This window comes from Rahnella sp. NRRL B-41462 (assembly GCF_003263525.1).
GTDB lineage: Bacteria > Pseudomonadota > Gammaproteobacteria > Enterobacterales > Enterobacteriaceae > Rahnella > Rahnella aceris.
On sequence record NZ_JYDF01000023.1, the window covers coordinates 25,332 to 46,299 of the forward strand.

At 54.6% G+C, this 20,968-nt stretch carries 18 protein-coding genes; 8 read left to right on the forward strand and 10 right to left on the reverse strand.

Annotation, left to right across the window (positions count from 1 at the left end; genetic code table 11):
- Window positions 1-203: 203 nt before the first annotated feature.
- Together btuF and mtnN are read right to left on the reverse strand one after the other, a co-directional pair.
- Window positions 204-1,016 carry a vitamin B12 ABC transporter substrate-binding protein BtuF gene (gene btuF, locus UC14_RS07260; RefSeq protein ID WP_112197472.1) on the reverse strand — a complete coding sequence of 271 codons (813 nt, stop codon included), beginning with the start codon at window positions 1,014-1,016 and terminating at the stop codon, window positions 204-206.
- Complete coding sequence (gene mtnN / locus UC14_RS07265; protein ID WP_013576929.1) at window positions 1,016-1,720, reverse strand: 5'-methylthioadenosine/S-adenosylhomocysteine nucleosidase; 705 nt, start codon at window positions 1,718-1,720, stop codon at window positions 1,016-1,018. The genes btuF and mtnN overlap by 1 nt, the downstream gene beginning before the upstream one ends.
- A gap of 183 nt (window positions 1,721-1,903) precedes the next feature.
- Between mtnN and dgt the strand changes: the two genes are divergently transcribed.
- From dgt to gudD, 6 genes are all read left to right on the forward strand, one after another.
- Window positions 1,904-3,418, forward strand: a complete 1,515-nt coding sequence (dgt, locus tag UC14_RS07270; protein ID WP_013576928.1) for a dGTPase — start codon at window positions 1,904-1,906, stop codon at window positions 3,416-3,418.
- Between the two features lie 207 nt (window positions 3,419-3,625).
- The gene (gene degP, locus UC14_RS07275; protein WP_013576927.1) at window positions 3,626-5,077 is read left to right on the forward strand and encodes a serine endoprotease DegP; all 1,452 of its coding nucleotides are present in this window, start codon (window positions 3,626-3,628) and stop codon (window positions 5,075-5,077) included.
- Between the two features lie 237 nt (window positions 5,078-5,314).
- Complete coding sequence (locus UC14_RS07280; protein ID WP_013576926.1) at window positions 5,315-6,475, forward strand: CdaR family transcriptional regulator; 1,161 nt, start codon at window positions 5,315-5,317, stop codon at window positions 6,473-6,475.
- Between the two features lie 226 nt (window positions 6,476-6,701).
- Window positions 6,702-8,075, forward strand: coding sequence for an MFS transporter (locus UC14_RS07285; RefSeq protein ID WP_112197473.1), 1,374 nt, complete (start codon window positions 6,702-6,704; stop codon window positions 8,073-8,075).
- Window positions 8,072-9,415, forward strand: a complete 1,344-nt coding sequence (locus UC14_RS07290; RefSeq protein ID WP_013576924.1) for an enolase C-terminal domain-like protein — start codon at window positions 8,072-8,074, stop codon at window positions 9,413-9,415. Before UC14_RS07285 ends, UC14_RS07290 begins: the two co-directional genes overlap by 4 nt.
- A 28-nt stretch (window positions 9,416-9,443) precedes the next feature.
- Window positions 9,444-10,781: a glucarate dehydratase gene (gudD, locus tag UC14_RS07295; protein WP_013576923.1), complete on the forward strand. Its 1,338-nt coding sequence runs from the start codon at window positions 9,444-9,446 to the stop codon at window positions 10,779-10,781.
- Window positions 10,782-10,842: 61 nt separating this feature from the next.
- On the opposite strand, the gene UC14_RS07300 is transcribed toward gudD, so the two are convergent.
- Complete coding sequence (locus tag UC14_RS07300) at window positions 10,843-11,661, reverse strand: shikimate 5-dehydrogenase (protein WP_013576922.1); 819 nt, start codon at window positions 11,659-11,661, stop codon at window positions 10,843-10,845.
- Window positions 11,662-11,798: 137 nt separating this feature from the next.
- Here UC14_RS07300 and alkB point away from each other — a divergent pair, with 137 nt between their 5' ends.
- Together alkB and UC14_RS07310 are read left to right on the forward strand one after the other, a co-directional pair.
- Window positions 11,799-12,452, forward strand: a complete 654-nt coding sequence (gene alkB, locus UC14_RS07305) for a DNA oxidative demethylase AlkB (protein ID WP_112197474.1) — start codon at window positions 11,799-11,801, stop codon at window positions 12,450-12,452.
- A gap of 109 nt (window positions 12,453-12,561) precedes the next feature.
- Window positions 12,562-13,041 carry a cold-shock protein gene (locus tag UC14_RS07310; protein WP_013576920.1) on the forward strand — a complete coding sequence of 160 codons (480 nt, stop codon included), beginning with the start codon at window positions 12,562-12,564 and terminating at the stop codon, window positions 13,039-13,041.
- Between the two features lie 55 nt (window positions 13,042-13,096).
- Here the strand turns inward: UC14_RS07310 and UC14_RS07315 are convergent, their stop codons facing one another.
- The 7 genes from UC14_RS07315 to UC14_RS07345 all read right to left on the reverse strand — a co-directional run bounded on the left by UC14_RS07315 (window position 13,097) and on the right by UC14_RS07345 (window position 20,936).
- Window positions 13,097-14,065: a spore coat protein U domain-containing protein gene (locus tag UC14_RS07315; protein WP_013576919.1), complete on the reverse strand. Its 969-nt coding sequence runs from the start codon at window positions 14,063-14,065 to the stop codon at window positions 13,097-13,099.
- Window positions 14,062-16,509 (reverse strand): fimbria/pilus outer membrane usher protein, encoded by a 2,448-nt coding sequence (locus UC14_RS07320; protein ID WP_112197475.1) that lies wholly within the window; start codon window positions 16,507-16,509, stop codon window positions 14,062-14,064. The genes UC14_RS07315 and UC14_RS07320 overlap by 4 nt, the downstream gene beginning before the upstream one ends.
- A gap of 18 nt (window positions 16,510-16,527) precedes the next feature.
- On the reverse strand, window positions 16,528-17,325 hold the full coding sequence (locus tag UC14_RS07325) for a molecular chaperone (RefSeq protein WP_112197476.1): 798 nt from the start codon (window positions 17,323-17,325) through the stop codon (window positions 16,528-16,530).
- 19 nt (window positions 17,326-17,344) lie between these two features.
- The gene (locus tag UC14_RS07330; protein WP_112197498.1) at window positions 17,345-17,890 is read right to left on the reverse strand and encodes a spore coat U domain-containing protein; all 546 of its coding nucleotides are present in this window, start codon (window positions 17,888-17,890) and stop codon (window positions 17,345-17,347) included.
- An 8-nt stretch (window positions 17,891-17,898) separates the two neighbouring features.
- A complete protein-coding gene (locus tag UC14_RS07335) occupies window positions 17,899-18,417 on the reverse strand; it encodes a spore coat U domain-containing protein (protein ID WP_112197477.1) in 519 nt (172 codons plus the stop codon).
- Window positions 18,418-18,479: 62 nt separating this feature from the next.
- Entirely contained in the window at window positions 18,480-19,025 is a 546-nt protein-coding gene (locus UC14_RS07340) for a spore coat protein U domain-containing protein (RefSeq protein WP_112197478.1), read from the reverse strand.
- A 414-nt stretch (window positions 19,026-19,439) separates the two neighbouring features.
- On the reverse strand, window positions 19,440-20,936 hold the full coding sequence (locus tag UC14_RS07345; RefSeq protein WP_112197479.1) for an MFS transporter: 1,497 nt from the start codon (window positions 20,934-20,936) through the stop codon (window positions 19,440-19,442).
- Window positions 20,937-20,968 lie beyond the last annotated feature (32 nt).

Below are 20,968 nucleotides of genomic sequence, written 5' to 3' on the forward strand. Positions count from 1 at the left end.
GTATCGCGCCGTTATTCTTATTATTTCGTCTGTAATACAAAGAGATAATGTTAAATCGAGGGCTGGCAACGTACGTAGGATTTTACGCCGGACATGTTACCAGATGACAGGGCAGAATTATTGATTTTGGTTAATAAAGCAACAATTCGGAAAAGCGCCATGCCGGTATTTCGCGGGGGCATGGCTAAATAGTTAGTAAGCATTCACCCCTGAGGCAAGGCTGCAAGCTGCGGGCAAAGTTGTTGTGCGGCAAGAAGAATACGCGGCCCGGCGCGGCTGAACCAGTCAGGATCCAGTGCGATAACCTGCGCGCTGAGCATGGAACGCCAGTAATCCTCGATCACCTGTTTTTGTGATGTTCCGCCCGATATAACAATAACCTGAGGATGACGGCTTAAAACCTGTTCCCGGCTGACCTGAGGCCAGGGCACACGACTGTCGGCGAAAATATTTTTTGCACCACAGACGTTAAGCACTTCACTTTGCATTGTGGTCGCGGCGGCAGTAAACAGCGGCTGGGTGCCGAACTGAATAAAGGCAGAAACCGGCTTTTGGCGATGATATTTCAGCTTCAGCGCCTGCCATTGCTGGCGAAAATCAGCAGCGGCGCGTTTTGCGCTTTCCGGAGAAGGGCTGTACGCCGCAAGTTGTTCCAGCGCTTGTGCTACCTGTTCCGCATTTTGCGGATCAAGATAGATAACGTGGATACCCAGCGAAATCAGCTGATCCAGCGGACGTTGCGGGTTACCGCCACGCCAGGCGAGAACTACATCAGGTTTCAGCGTCACAATACGTTCGACGTTGATTCCCTGCCAGTTCGCCACCTGCTCAAGCTTGCTGGCCTGTGGCGGGTAATCGGAGTAAGCACTAACTCCGATTACCCGGTCGCCCAGACCGGCGGCAAATGCCAGTTCTGTCAGATTGGGTGCCAGACTGATCACCCGTTGGGCCGGCGCCGCAGTTGCTGCCACAGGCAGCAGCAGGCAACTCAGTATGAGGCCGAACCGGCGCATCATTATTCTTCGCCAGCCGCCAGCGCTGTCAGCATCGCATCTACCATCAGGGTGGATTGCTGTGCGGCAACCACCAGGAATTCTTCAAAGCTCAGGTGGGATTCACCATCAGCAACATCAGAAATTGCGCGAACGACCACGAACGGGGTACCGAACAGGTGGCAAACGTGACCGATAGCCGCGGCTTCCATTTCGACAGCAGCAACATTCGGGAAGGTTGCGCGGATACGTGCCAGAGGCGCTGCGCCATTGATGAACGCATCGCCACTGCAAACCAGACCGCGTACGGCGTTCAGGTTGAGTTCACGGATACAGTTTTCTGCCAGTTCAATCAGCGCCGGATCAGCAGTGAACGCAGGCGGGCAACCGGCCATCTGGCCCGGTTCATAGCCAAATGCGGTGACGTCAGCATCGTGATAACGCACTTCATCAGACACGACGATATCACCGACTTTCAGGGTTTTCGCCAGCCCGCCTGCGGAACCGGTATTGATCACCACGTCAGGACGGCAATGTTCCAGCAGCAATGTGGTGCCCATGGCGGCAGACACTTTACCAATGCCGGATTTAAGCAGCGCCACGTCCACACCGTTTAACTGGCCAGTATAGATTTCGCAGCCTGCGCGTTCGATAGTCTGACGGTTGATAATCTTGTCGCGCAGCAGGGTCACTTCCTGCTCCATTGCACCGATAATGCCTACTTTCATATGAATACTCGCAGATGTGGTTGGAATGAGCCGCAGCGTGTGCGGAATTGACGGTTTAATCACGAAAACAATGTGCGATAGTCTATCATGGCTAAAGGTAAGAAATAATCCGTTTGGGGTGCAGGTTGTTACTGCAAAAAGCGCGTCGGTTTGATGTGTGAGTGGCTGAAAAGGTGGGAAATCATGTCCGGGATCGATTTTAAAACGAAATTCAATTTTCAGCGTCCTTTCAGCGCCCCGATCGAGGCACGCGATGACTATGATGTCGTCCGTCAGTTCGAAAGCGATCGCGGGCGCATTATCAACTCGGCTGCCATCCGCCGTCTGCAACAAAAGACTCAGGTTTTTCCGCTGGAGAAAAATGCTGCCGTCCGCAGTCGTCTGACCCATTCCCTTGAAGTTCAGCAGGTTGGCCGTCACATCGCCAAAGAGATCCTCCACCGTTTGCGCAGGCAGAACAAGCTTGAGGCTTACGGGCTGGACGAGGTGACCGATCCCTTTGAAAGCGTGGTAGAAATGGCGTGCCTGATGCACGACATCGGTAATCCGCCATTTGGCCATTTTGGTGAATCCGCCATTAACAACTGGTTTGCTAAGCGGATGGACACCGCCGGTTGCGGCGAAACACCACAGGAAACGGATGCCTGTCTGGTGACGTGTTTGCGCCTGACGCCAGACGATGCTGAACTGAACCAGCTGCGCAGTAAAATCCGCTACGACCTGTCTAATTTTGAAGGCAATGCGCAGGCCATCCGGCTGGTCTTCACCTTGCTGAAACTCAATCTGACTTACAGCCAGACCGCCTGCATTCTGAAATATACCCGCCCTGCGTATTCAATGACTAAACTTCCTTCACATGATTACCTGATGAAAAAACCGGGTTTTTATCTGGCGGAAGAGCCGTTCATCAAAAAACTGCGCAGTGAACTCGGGCTGGGTGAATTTAACCGCTTTCCGCTTACCTACATTATGGAAGCGGCCGATGATATTTCTTACTGCATTGCCGATCTGGAAGATGCGGTTGAGAAAAGTATTTTCAGCGTGGAACAGCTTTATAATTATCTGTGCCGTGAGTGGGGCGCGATAGAGAAAAATGACTTCTTCGATAAAGTGGTTCGCACTGCTTACGAGAAAATGGATAAAGCGAAAACGTTCCGTAATCCGGTGGATTACTTCTTTATGGAACTGCGCGTTCAGACGGTGAAACAACTGGTGCCGCATGCTGCCCGCCGGTTCATTGATAATATAGAAGATATTTATCAGGGTACCTTTAATCATGCGTTGCTGGAAGATGACAGCCAGGCCAACCGGTTGTTAGAGATTTATAAAGCGGTGGCCTTCAAACAGGTATTCAATCATCACGAAGTGGAGGAGCTGGAATTACAAGGCTATCGGGTGATCAGCGGATTACTTGATATTTATAGCCCGTTGCTGGATATGCCATTGACCGATTTTAACCAGCTAGTTCAGGAGGATACGCACAGGAAATATCCGATTGAAACCCGTCTGCTGCATAAGATTTCAGCCAAACATCGTCTGGCTTACAACAATGCCGTGGCGGCGCTGGAAGGATTACCGGTCGCGGAACATGCCGCGCAGGAGTTTTATTACCGTGCGCGAATGATTCAGGATTATATCAGCGGAATGACTGACCTTTATGCATACGATGAATACAGAAGACTCATGGCGGCTGAGTAATTTGTTTTAAAAAGACAAATTGAACTCTCTTTAATTTTCTTTACGGAACTGTTTGAAAAAACGCCATTTGTAAATGCTGACAATAATTTTTTACCATTGTCATTTCGACCCTGATGAACTTCACGCTATTAATACCATCTCAGTATCACGACTACCAAGCAATGCGACTATTTTGGTTGCCACAATAATTTTAAGAGATCCTGAAAAATGAAAAAATCGAGTTTATTCCTCAGCGCATTAGCGTTAAGCATCGGTATGGCAATGGCCCCGGTTTCTTCTGCACTGGCTGCTGAAACTGCGTCTTCCAGCACCAGCACCACTCAGCTTCCTAGCCTGGCACCTATGCTTGAAAAAGTGATGCCATCGGTGGTGAGCGTCAACGTTGAAGGCAGTGCTCCGGTAAAAACACCACGCATGGGTCAGCAGTTCCAGCAATTCTTTGGTCAGAATTCGCCGCTGTGCCAGGACGGTTCGCCGTTCCAGGGTTCTCCGGTGTGTCAGGGCGGCGGTCAGGGGCCTGACGGTCAGCCTGCGCCTGAACAGAAAGAAGATTTCCGCGCGCTGGGTTCCGGCGTCATCATTGATGCCGACAAAGGTTATGTGGTTACCAACAACCACGTTGTTGATAACGCAACCAAAATCAGCGTACAGCTAAACGATGGCCGTAAGTTCGACGCCAAAGTCATCGGCAAGGACCCGCGTTCTGATATCGCGGTGATTCAGTTACAGAATGCGAAAAACCTGACGGCCATTAAGATGGCGGATTCCGAACAACTGCGTGTGGGCGATTACACCGTGGCTATCGGTAACCCGTATGGTCTGGGCGAAACCGTGACTTCCGGTATCGTTTCTGCACTGGGTCGTTCCGGCCTGAATATTGAGAACTACGAAAACTTCATCCAGACGGATGCCGCGATCAACCGCGGTAACTCCGGTGGTGCGCTGGTGAACCTGAATGGTGAACTGATTGGCCTTAACACGGCGATCCTGGCACCGGACGGCGGCAACATCGGTATCGGTTTTGCGATCCCAAGTAACATGGTGAAAAACCTGTCCAAACAAATGATCGAATTCGGTCAGGTGAAACGCGGCGAACTGGGCATTATGGGGACCGAGCTGAACTCTGAACTGGCGAAAGCCATGAAAGTTGACGCACAGCGCGGTGCATTCATCAGTCAGGTCATGCCGAAATCTGCCGCAGAGAAAGCAGGCATTAAAGCCGGTGACGTGATCCTGAGCATGAACGGTAAACCGATCAGCAGCTTCGCCTCGTTCCGTGCTGATATCGGCACCCTGCCAATCGGCACCAAAGTGACGCTCGGCCTGCTGCGTGAAGGCAAACCGATGAACGTTGACGTGACCATTGAGCAAAGCACTCAGACATCGAAAATCGAATCCGGCAACATTTATACCGGCATCGAAGGGGCTGAACTGAGTAACGGTGCGGCAGGTGATCAGAAAGGCGTGAAAGTCGATGAAGTGAAGCCGGGTTCAACGGCGGCGCGCATCGGCCTGAAAAAAGGCGACGTCATTTTGGGTGTGAACCAGCAGAAAGTGACCAATCTGGGCGAGCTGCGTAAAATTCTCGACACCAAACCAAACGTTCTGGCGCTGGATATTCAGCGTGGTGATACCTCAATTTACCTGCTGGCGCAGTAATTTCCGCCTGCTATACCTCACACAAAGCACGCTCCGGCGTGCTTTTTTTTGCCTGTCTTTCAGGGACTCTCATCAATCATGTGGATTTTGCCGGGCCGGTTGGGCATTTGCTTAAAAATGTGATATTCCCCGCAACTTCAATAGGTGCTTTCGCTCTTTGGGCATTTGCATAATGTATGGGCATCGCGGCCTGAGTATGCTGTTTTAACAACGATAAAACAGCAAGGCAGGGGTTCCATGTCGGCATATCATCTCGATGCAAAGCTGGCGCAACAAATTGTTGCCCGCACAATGCAAATTATTGATAGTAATGTGAATGTCATGGATGGTCGCGGACGGATTATCGGCAGCGGCGATGATCAGCGTCTTGGTGAATTGCACGAAGGCGCACTGCTGGCGATTTCGCAGGAGCGCATTGTCGACATCGACGAGGGCGTTGCACGGCATTTGCACGGTGTACGTCCGGGCATCAACCTGCCGTTGCGTATCGATGGTCAGATCGTGGGCGTTATCGGCCTGACGGGCAATCCGTCCCAGTTGCGTCAGTATGGCGAGCTGGTGTGTATGACCGCCGAAATGATGCTCGAACAGGCGCGTCTGCTGCACATGCTGGCGCAGGACAGCCGTCTGCGGGAAGAACTGGTGCTTAACCTGATTCGTGTGGATGAACTCTCTCCGGCGCTGATGGAGTGGGCGCAGCGTCTGGGCATCGACCTCAACCGGCCACGTGTCGCGGCGGTGGTGGAAGTCGACAGCGGACAGCTCGGTGTGGACTCTGCCATGGCAGAACTGCAACAACTGCAAACTTTACTGACCACGCCGGAGCGTGACAATCTGATCGCTATCGTTTCCCTCACCGAAATGGTGGTGCTGAAACCGGCCCTGAACAGCTACGATCGCTGGGATCCTGAGGGCCACCGCCAGCGCATTGATCATCTGCTGTCGCGCATGACCGAAACTGGTCGTCTGCGCGTGCGCATTTCCCTTGGCAACTTTTTTACCGGCCCTGGCAGCATCGCCCGTTCTTATCGCACCGCACGTACCACCATGAGTGTGGGCAAACAGCGGATGCCGGAACAGCGGTGTTACTTCTATCAGGATCTGATCTTACCCGTGCTGCTCGACAGCCTGCGCGGCGGCTGGCAGGCCGATGAACTGGTGCGTCCGCTGGCGCGTCTGAAAGCGACGGATGGCAACGGATTACTGCGCCGCACGCTGACGTCGTGGTTCCACCATAATGTTCAGCCGACCGCTACGTCTAAGGCACTGTATATTCATCGTAATACGCTGGAATATCGCCTCAACCGTATCTCGGAATTAACCGGCCTGGATCTGGGGAACTTCGACGATCGTTTATTGCTGTACGTGGCCCTGCAATTAGATAACAACCATCTGTGACCGCCATCACAGCCGTTTCATTTTTTGTGAAACAACTCGCACGTCGCTGGGCATTTGCCTCAGGATAAATGCAAAGGGCTATTTATGCTTGGTTGATTGCCCAATGAGTAAAGGGAATGTTGTTCATATACTGGCTGCGTTCCTTCCTCTCTGAACCCTACAGTTCTGTGAATGGAATGACTTTTATCTCTGTTTAGAGGCGTTGTCATTAATTCCGGAGAACACCATGGAAACTACCGTTTCAGCAGCCAGTGCCGTCAAAAAAAGAACTAACGCGCGCTACTGGATAGTGGTGATGTTATTTATTGTCACCTCATTTAATTACGGCGATCGTGCCACGTTATCCATTGCCGGTTCGGCGATGGCCAAAGATATCGGGCTGGATTCCGTCGGGATGGGTTATATCTTCTCGGCATTTTCCTGGGCATATGTCATCGGGCAAATACCCGGTGGCTGGCTGCTCGATAAATTCGGTTCGAAAAAAGTTTATTTCTACAGCATTTTCATCTGGTCGTTATTCACCCTGCTGCAAGGCTTTGTCGATGTCTTCAGCGGCTTCGGCATTGTGGTATCGCTGTTTGCTTTACGTTTTCTGGTTGGCCTGGCCGAAGCGCCATCCTTCCCCGGCAACAGCCGTATCGTCGCAGCCTGGTTCCCGGCTCAGGAACGTGGCACCGCAGTCTCTATTTTTAACTCAGCGCAGTACTTCGCCACGGTTATTTTCGCCCCGATCATGGGCTGGCTGACGCACGAAGTGGGCTGGTCACACGTCTTCTTCTTCATGGGCGGTCTGGGGATCGTGCTGAGTTTCATCTGGCTGAAAGTGATCCACGATCCGAAAGATCATCCGGGCGTAAATCAGGCCGAACTTGATTACATGGAAGCCGGTGGTGCGCTGATCAATATGGATCAGAAAATCACCAAAAAAGCCGTCGTAAAAGGCGAAAAAACCTTCCAGATGAAACAGTTACTGAAATCCCGCATGATGATTGGCATTTACATCGGCCAGTACTGCATCAACGCGCTGACCTATTTCTTCATCACCTGGTTCCCGGTGTATCTGGTTCAGGCGCGCGGTATGTCGATACTTAAAGCGGGCATGGTGGCCTCAGTACCGGCGATTTGCGGATTCCTCGGCGGCGTACTGGGTGGAATTATCTCCGACTGGCTGATGCGCAGAACCAGCAACCTGACACTGTCGCGCAAGGCTCCGATTGTGATCGGTATGCTGTTGTCGATGTCGATGATTTTCTGCAACTACGTTGATACCGAATGGATGGTGGTTGGCATTATGGCATTCGCCTTCTTCGGTAAAGGTCTGGGTGCGCTGGGCTGGGCGGTAATGGCCGATACCGCACCGAAAGAAATCAGCGGGCTGAGCGGCGGATTGTTCAACATGTTCGGTAACGTCTCCGGCATCATCACGCCGATCGCTATCGGCTACATTATCGGGACCACCGGTTCCTTCAACGGCGCGCTGATTTATGTCGGCATCCACGCTCTGCTCGCCGTTGTCAGTTACGTGTTTATTGTCGGAAAAATCGAACGTATTCAGCTTCGCCCGTACTACGGTACAGGCACAGTAAAAGGGGAAAGATGATGAGTACGCAATCCTCACCGGTTATCACGGATATGCAGGTCATTCCTGTGGCAGGGCATGACAGCATGCTGATGAATATTGGTGGCGCGCACGGTGCTTACTTCACCCGCAATATCGTTATCCTCAAGGACAGTGCCGGGAACACCGGTGTCGGCGAAGCGCCGGGCGGGGAGGTGATTTACAACACGCTGGTGGAGGCCATTGCTCAGGTGAAAGGCCAGGAAGTGGCGCGCATGAACCGGCTGGTGCATCAGATCCACGTCGGCAATCAGTCATCGGATTTTGACTCTTTCGGTAAAGGTGCATGGACGTTCGAACTGCGCGTCAACGCCGTCGCCGCACTGGAAGCCGCGCTGCTGGATCTGATGGGCAAATTCCTCGGCGTGCCGGTGTGTGAACTGCTCGGGCCGGGCAAACAGCGCGACGAAGTCACGGTGCTCGGTTATCTGTTTTATATCGGTGACCGGCAGAAAACCGATTTGCCGTATCAGGAAGGGGAACGCAGCCATCACGACTGGTATCACCTGCGTCATCAGGAAGCGATGAACAGTGAGGCGGTGGTGCGGCTGGCCGAAGCGGCGCAGGATCGCTATGGCTTCAAAGATTTCAAACTCAAAGGCGGCGTGCTGCCGGGCGAGCAGGAGATCGAGGCGGTTAAAGCACTGGCAAAACGCTTCCCGGATGCGCGGATCACGGTTGATCCGAACGGCGCGTGGCTGCTGGATGAAGCAATCGACCTGTGCAAAGACCTGCACGGTATCCTCAGCTATGCCGAAGATCCGTGCGGTGCGGAGCAGGGTTTTTCCGGCCGCGAAGTGATGGCGGAATTCCGCCGTGCTACCGGTTTGCCGGTCGCCACAAACATGATTGCCACTAACTGGCGCGAGATGCAGCACGCGGTGATGTTGCAGTCGGTGGATATTCCGCTGGCGGATCCGCATTTCTGGACCATGCATGGCGCGGTGCGGGTTGCACAACTTTGCGATGAGTGGGGCCTGACGTGGGGCTGCCATTCGAATAACCATTTCGACATTTCGCTGGCGATGTTTACCCATGTCGGTGCAGCCGTACCGGGTAAACCGACAGCGATAGATACGCACTGGATCTGGCAGGAAGGCAACCAGCGCCTGACCAAAGAGCCGCTGCAAATTGTGAACGGGAAAATCAAAGTGCCTGAAAAACCGGGGCTGGGCGTGGAGATCGATATGGATCAAATCCATCGCGCCCACGAGCTGCACCGGAAACTGCCGACCGGTGCGCGCAACGATGCCGCCGCGATGCAGTATCTGATCCCCGGCTGGACATTCGATCGCAAGCGCCCGGCACTGGGGCGTGGTTAACGGAATCTGAATTCACTAAGGAGTAAGCATGACCTCTTCATCTACACCTAAAATTGTCTCCATGCAGGTGATCCCGGTGGCCGGGCACGACAGCATGTTGCTTAATCTCAGCGGCGCACATGCCCCTTTCTTCACCCGCAACATCCTGATCCTCAAGGACAGCAGCGGTAACACCGGCGTCGGTGAAGTGCCGGGCGGCGAGAAAATTCGTCAGACGCTGGATGATTCGGCGTTGCTGGTGATTGGCAAAACGCTGGGTGAATACAAAAATGTGATGACCGCCGTGCGGGAAAAATTCGCCGACCGTGATGCCTCTGGCCGCGGTTTGCAGACTTTTGATTTGCGTACCACTATCCACGTCGTGACGGCGATCGAAGCCGCGATGCTGGACTTGCTCGGCAAACATCTGGGCGTCACCGTGGCATCATTGCTGGGCGACGGGCAGCAACGTGATGAAGTCGAAATGCTCGGCTATCTGTTCTACGTCGGCGACCGCAACAAAACCTCACTGGGCTATCAGAGCCAGCCGGGCGACAGTTGCGACTGGTATCGCCTGCGCCATGAAGAGGCGCTGACACCGGCGGCGGTAGTGCGTCTGGCGGAAGCAGCATATGAAAAATACGGCTTTAATGATTTCAAACTGAAAGGCGGCGTACTGGCTGGCAGTGAAGAGGCCGAAGCCGTGACGGCGCTGGCGCAACGCTTCCCGCAGGCGCGGATCACACTTGATCCTAACGGTGCCTGGTCGCTGAATGAAGCGATTGCGCTCGGCAAACAACTGCGCGGTGTGCTGGCGTATGCGGAAGATCCATGCGGTGCCGAGCAGGGCTTCTCCGGGCGCGAAGTGATGGCCGAATTCCGTCAGGCAACCGGCCTGCCGACGGCCACTAATATGATCGCCACCGACTGGCGTCAGATGGGGCATACCATCCAGCTGAAATCCGTGGATATTCCGCTGGCGGATCCGCACTTCTGGACGATGCAGGGGTCAGTTCGCGTCGCGCAGATGTGCCACGAATGGGGGCTGACCTGGGGTTCGCACTCTAACAATCACTTTGATATTTCACTGGCGATGTTTACCCAGGTGGCCGCCGCTGCGCCGGGTAAAATCACTGCCATCGATACGCACTGGATCTGGCAGGAAGGCAATCAGCGCCTGACCAAAGAACCGTTGCAGATCAAAGGCGGTAAGGTGCGCGTGCCGGAACAACCGGGTCTGGGCGTTGAGCTGGATATGGATCAGGTGATGAAGGCGCACGAGCTGTACAAAGGCATGGGGCTGGGTGCCCGTGACGATGCGCAGGGCATGCAGTTCCTGGTACCGGACTGGAAGTTTGATCCGAAAAAACCGTGTCTGGTGCGGTAAGTGATATGCAACTATAAAAAAGCCTCTCCGGTGAGAGGCTTTTTACGTTCTGACAGGAAACTCAGCCCCGTGCGTGTGCCGCGGCCTTTTCTATCTGTTCATCCGAAGGGCGTACACCGGTATACAGCACGAACTGCTCGACGGCCTGAAGTGTGGCGACTTCCGCACCGGTAATCACTTTCTTGCCGTGTTCGCGGCCGTAGCGGATCAGCGGGGTTTCTACCGGCAGCGCGACGACGTCAAAGACGATGCTGGCGCGGTCAATCACCGCCGGTTCAAAGGCCAGTGAATCCACTTCCGGCCCGCCCGCCATGCCGATTGGCGTGACATTCACCACCATATCCACGGCAACATCGCCGACTTCTGCTTTCCATTCATAACCGTATTCTTCCGCCAGCGCACGGCCGTTAGCTTCGTTGCGGGCAATGATGTAGCCCTTTTTGAAACCGGCATCACGAATGGCCGCGACCACGGCTTTGCCCATGCCGCCGCTGCCGCGCAGGGCGAAAACGGCATCACGCGGCACCTGATGGCTGTCGAGCAGTTTGGCGACCGCGATGTAATCCGTGTTGTAGGCGCGCAGGAAGCCGTCGTCATTGACGATGGTATTCACCGACTGAATGGCTGTCGCGGAAGGATCCAACTCATCGAGGAAAGGAATGCAGGCTTCCTTGAACGGCATCGAGACCGCGCAGCCGCGAATACCCAGTGCGCGTACGCCTTTCACCGCGGCTTCGATGTCTTGGGTGGAAAATGCTTTGTAGACGAAGTTCAGGTCTAATGCCTGATAAAGGCTGTTATGAAAACGGGTACCGAAATTGCCCGGACGACCGGAAAGGGACATACACAACTGCGTGTCTTTGTTAATTTCCCGACTCATTTCATTCTCCTTTTAAGATGTTCTTTATGACCTTACGGCCTCTTAATGAACCTTAGCTGAAACGATCCGCCCCGACAATCTGCCTCTGTCTCAAATCGGCTGTTATACTTAACAGATGCGTGAACACGGAGGCTGATATGAATTTGGACTTGTTTGATCACCCCGATTTTCACCCCAACTGGCGCGAAGAACTGTGCCCGGGCGCGGTGGTATTGCGCGGTGCGGCGCTGGCAGAGGATGTCGTATTGCTGGCGGAAATCGACCGGATCGCCGGGCTGGTGCCTTTTCAGTATCGCGCCACGCCGGGCGGTTATGCGATGTCGGTGGCAATGACCAATTGCGGTGATGTCGGCTGGGTGACGGACAGGGCAGGTTATCGCTACCAGGCCACCTCGCCGGAAAGTCATCAGCAATGGCCGCCGATGCCGGAATTGTTTCGTTCGCTTGCCGTCAGCGCGGCGGAACAGGCGGGTTTTGCAGGCTTTGAGCCGGATGCCTGTCTGATCAACCGCTATCAGCCGGGGGCGAAAATGAGCCTGCATCAGGACAAAGACGAGCACGATTTCGGCCAGCCGATCGTCTCTGTCTCGCTGGGCTTACCGGCGGTTTTCCAGTTTGGCGGCATGGAGCGCAGTGATAAAACCCAGCGTGTGCCGCTGATGCATGGCGATATTGTGGTGTGGGGCGGCCCGTCGCGGCTGCGTTATCACGGCGTATTGCCACTGAAAGCGGGCGAGCATCCGCTGACCGGATCGTACCGGTTTAATCTTACGTTCCGTAAAGCGACGTAATTCCGTGGGCATCAGGCCGTAAAGCACAGGACTTTGTCCGCATTCTGCTTTACACTGCCGCCCTGCAAAAAATGACATGTTGAATAAATAATTACTTAGGCGGTAAGCGATGAACGGCGTAATCACAACCTGGTTTGAAGATAAAGGTTTCGGTTTTATCAAAGATGAAAACGGCGATAACCGTTATTTCCACGTGATTAAAGTTGCAAACCCTGAGCTGATTAAAAAAGATGCGGCAGTCACCTTTGAACCGACCACCAACAACAAAGGCCTTTCCGCCTTTGCGGTGAAAGTCGAGCCGGAGAGCAAATACATCTTTATTGCCGGTGAGCGTATCAAAATCACCAGCATCAAATCCTTCCTGGCGTTTAACGAAGAGGTTCCTGCTGAAACCAAAATCGACAAAGAAAACGCTGTGCTTTCCGTCGGATTGTTGATGAACCGTATCCGCCCGCAGGAAGAAGAAAAAAAAGCAGAGATGCGCACCATGAAAAAGTTGCTGATCACCACTTTCCAGAACAGCACCTATGTGTTCACTGAAGATGAAATTGACGTGGATGCCACCGTCAAGACGCTGAAAGCGCTGTAACATCCCTTCTCAAACCGGTGCACATCGTGGCACCGGTTCTGCTTTCCCTTCTTTCTTAATACGTCACCGTGACCGTCACCATATCGCTGTAGTTACCTGCGGGCTGATTGCTTTGCGCCAGATTTACGGATGCGGTATACGGAAACGATTGTGAAGTGCCGGTGCCGGTCGCGCTGCTGTCGGTGGAAGCCGTCCATACCGTGCTGTCACCTTTAAATATCTGATATTGCAGATAACGGGTGGTGCCGCCGACGGTGGAGGCCATCTGCCGGTATTGTCCGGACACCGGCACGCTGCTGGTCAGGTTGACGGAATAGCTGGCGTTCAGGGTGCAGCGTACGCTGATAGTATTTGCCACCACTGTGGTCAGGCCGGAAGGCAGTGCAGCACTGCCGAAACCCACATTGGGCGCGCTGTCGATATAACAGAAATTGGTGACATTGAGCGTCAGGGCGACATTGCCCGACACGTTACCGGAGTCTGCGAGACACAGTAAGGTGCCGATAGCCACTGAACACATATTCCATGTCCATGAGATGGGAATGACATCGGTATAAGTGCCTGCGGCCAGATTGGAAATGGCGACCGGCCGGACGTAGAGAGGTAAGGTGCTGTTGGGGCCGGAAAACAAGCCGAGTAATCCCAGCGCCGTGGTGCTGCTCCAGCTGATGGTATCGCCCTGATTATAAACGGCACTGCAGCTGGCATCCTTGCACAGGCTGTAGGGTAAATACTGCCCCGTTGTCCCGCTGTAAAGTCTGGGCTGCGAATTGCTGGGATGCTGAGTCACGCCGATAAACGCGGTGATGGTATTGGTGCCTGCGATGTTAAGCAGCCCGCCAGTACAACTTAATCCGCTGCCCCCTGAGGTGATCAGCGGCGATGAACTGACTGCAAACGAGTTTTGTGTGCCCAGCGTAATGCTCCCGGGCGCCGTCGTGCATCCCGCTTTTGCCCACCACGTTGTACCCAGCAACAGCATCAGCAATAATCCGCGATGCATCTGCTGCCTGAAAATCCTCATGATTTATCTCCTGCCGTTGTTTTCGCTGTGCCGCCGGGGCATGTCAGCGGGCCGACCTGCTCAATGCTGTGACGGGCAGGGTTCAGGGTGAAACTGACCCGGCATAGCGAATGATCTTCCGTCTGGATATTCAGCACGTTGTTTTCCTGTAAGTGCGAGAAGTACACCAGCCCGTCGTAACCGGTGACGGTGGTCTGTTCTGTGTTTTGTTCCGTGACCAGCGTGCCGGGTTTCAGCGGCTGTCCGGCGGCGTCATGCAGGGTGATATTGGCGGACAGCACTTTCTCGACGCTGAATTTCACCACCACGCCGCTGCCTTGTTTCACCGCGATGCGGTCATTGACGTTATTGGTGACCACGTCGGCGGGCAGCGGCAGGGTGTCGATTTCCACTTTGGCCGGATAATACGAACTGACGGTCGGGATCAGCAGGTGGCCGTTTTTATCGGTTTTGCCCATTTTCTGATTCTCGAACAGCACGGGAACATCCGCGTAATGATCGGTATCCACCACGATAAAGGCATCATTGATCTTATCCGACAGGAACCAGTCGTTCGCCATAAACACCACGGATCCGCTCAGATCTGCCCAGTGGGTGTAATCGCCCCGATTGCCGTAGAACCCACCCTGCAGGGTCGCGTAGCGGGATTTCCAGGTGGCGTCGGCCTGCTGATACGGATTGTTGCCGCCGCTGTAAGCCAGATTCCAGCCCAGACCGCCGTCGGTGGGCGTCGCCTTGCTGGCGCCGGTTTGCTCCTGATAATTACCCGCACTGTCGCGCTGTACGCCCGCATTCATATTGATGTTGGTGCCAATCGGAATGATGAACTGCAACTGCGCGCTGTAGCCGGTATCGCCCAGCGTTTTGTTGAGCGATAAAAACATGCTGCTTTGTCCCCACAGCGAGCGGCTGTAAGAAAAATTCACCAGCCGCGTATGCGAATTGTCATAGGCTTCGACATCGTAATACCCGATGCCCATCGTGCCGTTAGCGTTCCCGAACGGCGACGTGCTGAACGTCACCTGATCTGCCTGACGGCTTAACCGCGTGTCGCTGGTGTAAGACGTGATGTCCTGATAACCCGCCGTGCGTTTTGAGCGCAGAGCAGACAGGCTGAATACCGTCGAATAGTAGGAATAGCCCAGCGTGTATTGGCTGCCGTCTTTTTTATCGGTCACGTTCTCGCCCCGCGCACGGTCGGCTTTACTCTGGCTGCCTGAAACACTCAGTGTGCCCCAGGTGCTGACCGCGATATCGGTGCCCAATCCGCCCAGCGCCAGACCCTGTACGGTTTCGGAATGGCCGGACAGCGTCAGGTAATCGCTCAGCCCGTATCGGTAAATCCCGCTGAATGCGGCATCTGAGTAGTCGCCGTTGGTGACGCCATAATTGTTACGTACAGCCCCGAGCGAGAAATCGAAATCGCTGAGGCTTTTGCGCAGCAACGTGTTGGAAACATAAAACGGCACGCTGGTCGAGACCTGACGTCCGACCGCATCGGTGGTCACGATCGTCGCTTCACCGGCGCCATTGATATACGGTACGTTGGTCAGGGTAAAAGGCCCGGAATTGAGGTTATTACTGCTGGCCTTGTAGCCGTTCAGAAACAAATCAACCGTGGTCGGTACCGCCGCCGTGCCGCTGTATTGCAGCAACGGGTAGGTCACCAGATCCGGACGCACGCCAAAGTTACGGCTGATACGCAGGCCGCCCATGCGCGCCGAGTTACTCCACGTCAGGGAATCGCTGACGAAATCCCCGACCTGGTAGCTGATCAGATTTTTCTCGTCGGTGAACCGCCAGAAGGTGTCGTAACGCAGATAACCGTCCTGCGTGGTCTGGCCGCCGTTGCTGTTGTCGGCGTTATCAATGTTGTAGCGGTAAGTGCCGGTATTGGTGACCAGTCCGAGGCTGCTGAATAACCGTTGCTCCATCCAGGTGGCGACAGACTTCGCACCGCCGGGCGGATCGGTGTAGTACGAATCATAGTTAAACAACAGGCCGGTGCTGCTTTGCGACGGCGTGTAATTCATCAGCGGATCGCCGCTGACATTCTGGTTCGGCAGCCAGGCATCTGGCACCGTTAACACCAGTTGCTGGGTGGCCGAATCGTATCTGGCTTTTACGTCCGGCAATTCGCCGACATTGATCAGCCCCTGCCGGCCATTAATGTGGATGTGATTCTTCGCCAGAACACCGGCTTCGACGAAGTAGGCGTTATTGCGATACGTCACCGGCACGACCTGATTATCCGTCTGACCGTTGACCACAACCGACAGATAAAACATGGCGTCCGTGACCACCGGTGCCGCACGCGGGGCATCAGGCAGTGAAGAATATTCCTGCGCCTGTGCACTGAGCGTACTCAGGCATATCAGGCACAGGCTTCCCCGGAAATAAAGCGGTCGCTGATGACCTTCCCGGAGAAGACGTCTGATTGTCATTCGTTGCGGCTCCTGCTGTTACTGGCCGCGTGGAATGACAATCGGTTGGGTGTTATCGGCAATCTGCGCATTGAGTTGCGCCCCTGGCGTCACACCTGCGGGCACTGGCCAGCGCATTTGTTGTCCCGGCAATACATAACCCATAAAGCCGCCCACCATGGTTTTTACGCCTTGTTTCTGGTTACCCGTCGCCGACCAGAAAACGTTACTCAGGCGTGCATGGACGAGGCCGGTATTACCCACCTGCAAATAGGTTTTCCCGCCCTCGGACACCGTACGCCAGTTGAGGATCGGACGCGTCGCCGTGGAAGGGTCGCGTTTCATATCCGCGCGATCGTTGGTCCACAAATTGCCGCCATCCATAAACAGCGGCAGTAAATAACGCATCTGCAATTGCAGACCGACGACCGCTTTGTCCTTCCCCTGCGCGGAGTCGTTCAGCGGAGAAGGGATTTCATCAATAATGATGCGATACGCCTGCTCGGTATTGGCCGGCACCGGCGTGTTGCGGATAAGCCTGATCAACTGACGCTGCCCCGGTGGCACGGTAGCAAATGGCGGGCTGGCGACCACGTTGGTCTGATCGGCATACTTCTCGTTAAAATTCTCCTGCTTCCAGGCCAGTACGCGCACCTGCAAGGACACCGGTTCTGCGCCACGGTTTTCCAGCCACAGGGCAGATCCGTTCTGATCAGATTCAATAATCTGATAGACCGGCCAGACCAGCACCGAACTGGCAGCCTGTGCGTTCACGCAAGACAGAAAGGCACCGAGCAATGCGGCGGTAGTGAAAAGGCGTAGAAACAGTGTCTTCATATTTTTATATCCTGATGATTCAATAAGTTAACGTGACAGTGACGGTGTCGGTATACGTCCCGGCGGAAGGCAGAGGGGTCACAGCGTATAAACGTGCATAAACCGGGTAGGTTTGCGAGGTATCCGGAAAACTGGGGATGGACATCACCAGCGCGCCATTGCCCCAGACCAGACTGCGGGCGGCATCGCGGAAAAGCTGGTAGCCCAGCAGATCGGTATTGGTGGTGTTTTGCATATAGCGGCGTGTGGCGGTGCCGCCGTGAGTACCGTAATCCATGGCAATACTGACGGAGGTACCCGGCGTGCAGGTGACGACCACGGAACCTGCGCCCGTGCTGCTGACAATATCGACGTTGCTGGCGATGTCCGACAGGGAACCGAAGTTGAGGGTGCCGAGACTGGAGATCGGGCTGGCAAGCGAGCTGCCAAATACGCAGCCATTGGTGAGGGTCGCCGAAACGGTAAACGTCGTGGTTGCCGTGGCGGCACGCGCTGAACTGCACAATATCAGCAGCAATAACATCATCGGTAATAACACGGGCGGAAAACGCAGTCTGGCAGGCATCGTCACCTCTACCAGGATACGGTGACATTCACCGTATCCTGATAAACACCGGCGGCAGGGGTGGTCTGTGCCGGAACGCGGCCATAGACCGTGCTCCACTGATCCGCGCCGTTACCGGTGCCGCTGACGCCGGTGGTGTTGTCCCACACGGTGGTGCGTGCCGCCGAGGTGTAAAGGTTGTACTGCAGCGTCGCGGCGCTGTTGGTGGTATTGACCATTCTGCGGGCGGTAACCACACCGCTGCTGCCGCCATCCATGACAATTTTGTAGGTCAGCCCGCTCACACATTTTACGCGGATCGAACCCGCCAGTTGTGTGCTGGTAGCATTCACCGCGCTGCTGAGCGACGCATAATTGCCAAAATTCAGCGTACCGAAACGGGTGCTGCCGGACGTCGTGGTTCCCGCTTCACAGGCGGGCAGCAACGTGGCACTGATGCCTATTGTTGCCGCCTGACTCAGCGGAATGTGCAACTGCACCGACACCAGCAGGGTGGCAGGCAGTAGCCGCAGTACCTTGATGTCCATGATTTTTCCTTCCTTGAACCGAAAGCCAGTCAGAGCCGGACCCGGCGCTGAGGGAAAAACGCTTACCAGGAAAGAGTGGCAACAACGGTATCGTTATAGGTTCCTGCAGCCGGCGTGGTGCTGGTCTGGTCAGCAGGCAGCACACGACCGTAAATCGGGATATTTTGCGCCGTGGTCCCTGTTGTGAGCGTAATTGGCGTATTAATCGCGATTTCGGTGGTACGTGCGGTATCGGAATAGAGGCGGTAAGGAATACTGTTGCCGCTGGATGTCATGGAACGCAGCCCGCCGGTTGCCGCCAGTCCGCCGTTCAGTGACAGCATCGGGGTCAGTCCTGTGCTACAGGCGATGGTGACGGCACCGGTGCCGTCAGCGCCGAATACGGTCCCGTTAATAACGCTGGTCAGATCCGCGTAGTTACCAAAATTCAGCGTACCCCACTGGTTGGTTCCCCCCGTTGATGTGCCGTTACCGACAGTACAACCTGTGCTGATGGTGAGCTGAACGCCTACCTGGCCTGTTAAGGTACCGGCGGCCTGTGCACCTGCGACTAAAGTCAGCGTCGCCGCAGAAAGCACGGCCAGTAATAATGATTTTTTTTCGCCCATGATGACTCCCAAAATAACTTACACGGATGTGTATTCATGCAACGGCGTTGCATGTGGAAATCCTCTGGTGGTTAATAGTTAACGCAAAAAAACGGCAAGAAAAGCCGGTAATAAACAGCGTGCAGGCCGGGTATTATGTTTTCCCTTCACAACGGAGCGGAGCCCTGACCTTATGTGCATGATGAAAAACGCAGTCATGGTTAAATATAAGTTAATAAATTTACCTTAAGGGACTCTTTTCATTATTTTTGTCAATAAGGATAAAAATTCTATAAATTACAAATTATAAAATTTTAATCCTGTTTATATTGATTTTTATTGGTTAATTATTGTGTTACCTAAACAAAAAGATGAGGGTGTTTAACATTTACTTTTGTATGGACATGGGTTTCTTTCCGCGATTGGTTAACAGTGCTACTGATGTTTACCGCGCAGCGCCAGCAACACCAGCAGCGCAGAGAACAGCGTAATCGCCATCAGACACAACAGTAAGGGATGCAATGAGACGGCATAAAGCTGCTGAAGCTGTGCCGTACTGGCTTGTGTAATAAGCTGCTGTGCCACGGTAAGATTACCGGTCGCCAGCCGTTGCGCCGCCTGGCTGATGGCCTCCGGACTGATCGCATCGCCGGTAAAGCGAGCCGCCAGTGCGTTGTGCGTTAACATCGACAGAATAGCGGCGACAATCGCCAGCGAGATGCCTTCTCCGGCCACGCGTGTGGTGCTGAAAATGCCGGTTGCCATGCCCGCCCGTTCTTTCGGCACGACGCTCACCGACAGTCCATCCATCAGCCCCCATGGCAAACCGGTACCGATGCCGACAACCACCATCGGCGCAATCATGCCTGTGACATCCTGCGCCAGCACCGCCTGACTGAGCCAGCCCAAACCGGCGGCGGCAATCACCAAACCTGATGTGCACAACACGCCTGCCGAAATCCAGCGCGTCAGCCACGCGGCCAGCAGTGGCACAATCAGCATCGGGACAGAAAGTGCCATCATCATCAGCCCGGCGCGTTCTTCGCTCAGTCCGGAGACCCCGATAAACAGCATCGGCAACACCACCAGCAGCACCACGAAACAGAAACCCGTCGCCAGCGGAAGTGCCTGCACACCGATAAAACGGATATAACGGAACAGGGATAAATCCAGCATCGGGTTTTTCACCCGCAGCTCAACAACCACAAATACCGCCAGCAACAGCGCCGCGCCTCCCAGCAGGGAAAGTACCCGTGTACTGTGCAGACCAGACTGTGGAATTTCCATCAGCGCCCAGGTCAGCAATGCCAGCATGGCGGTAAAGGACAGCGTCCCCGGCCAGTCGATGCCGGATGCCTGCGGATTCCGCGTTTCACGCATTTTTCCGGCGCCCGTTATCAGGGAAAGAACGGCAATCACCGTCGCGGAGAAAAACACCGAACGCCAGCCGAAGTTTGCGATAAGCACGCCTGCGAGAAAGGGGCCGAAGGCCAGTCCGACGCCAAAACTGCTGCCCATCAGGCTGAAAGCCCGGGTACGCGCTGGGCCATCGAATTCCTGCGCCAAAGCAGCCGCACCACCGGCCAGCGCACCGGCAGCAGCAATACCCTGCGCGGCGCGCAGTAAATCAATCCACAGCAAACTGCTGCTGAAAGCCTGGAGTAACGACAACAGCGCAAACAGAGAAACGCCGCTGACGAACACTTTTTTGCGCCCCAGTTCATCGGCCAGCGCCCCGGCCGCCATCAGAAAACAGCCGAATGTGAGCATGAACGAATTGGTGATCCAGCTCAGTGCCTGCGCGCTGCCGCCGAGTTCACGGGCAATGGCGGGTGTTGCCACCGCACCGCTGACAAAATTGAGCGGCAAAATTACCGCCGCCAGACACACGGTAAATAGCACCTGCAGGCTGCCTGATGAAGATGAGGTCATTGTTCGCTTTCCTGATATTGGGGTATAACAGT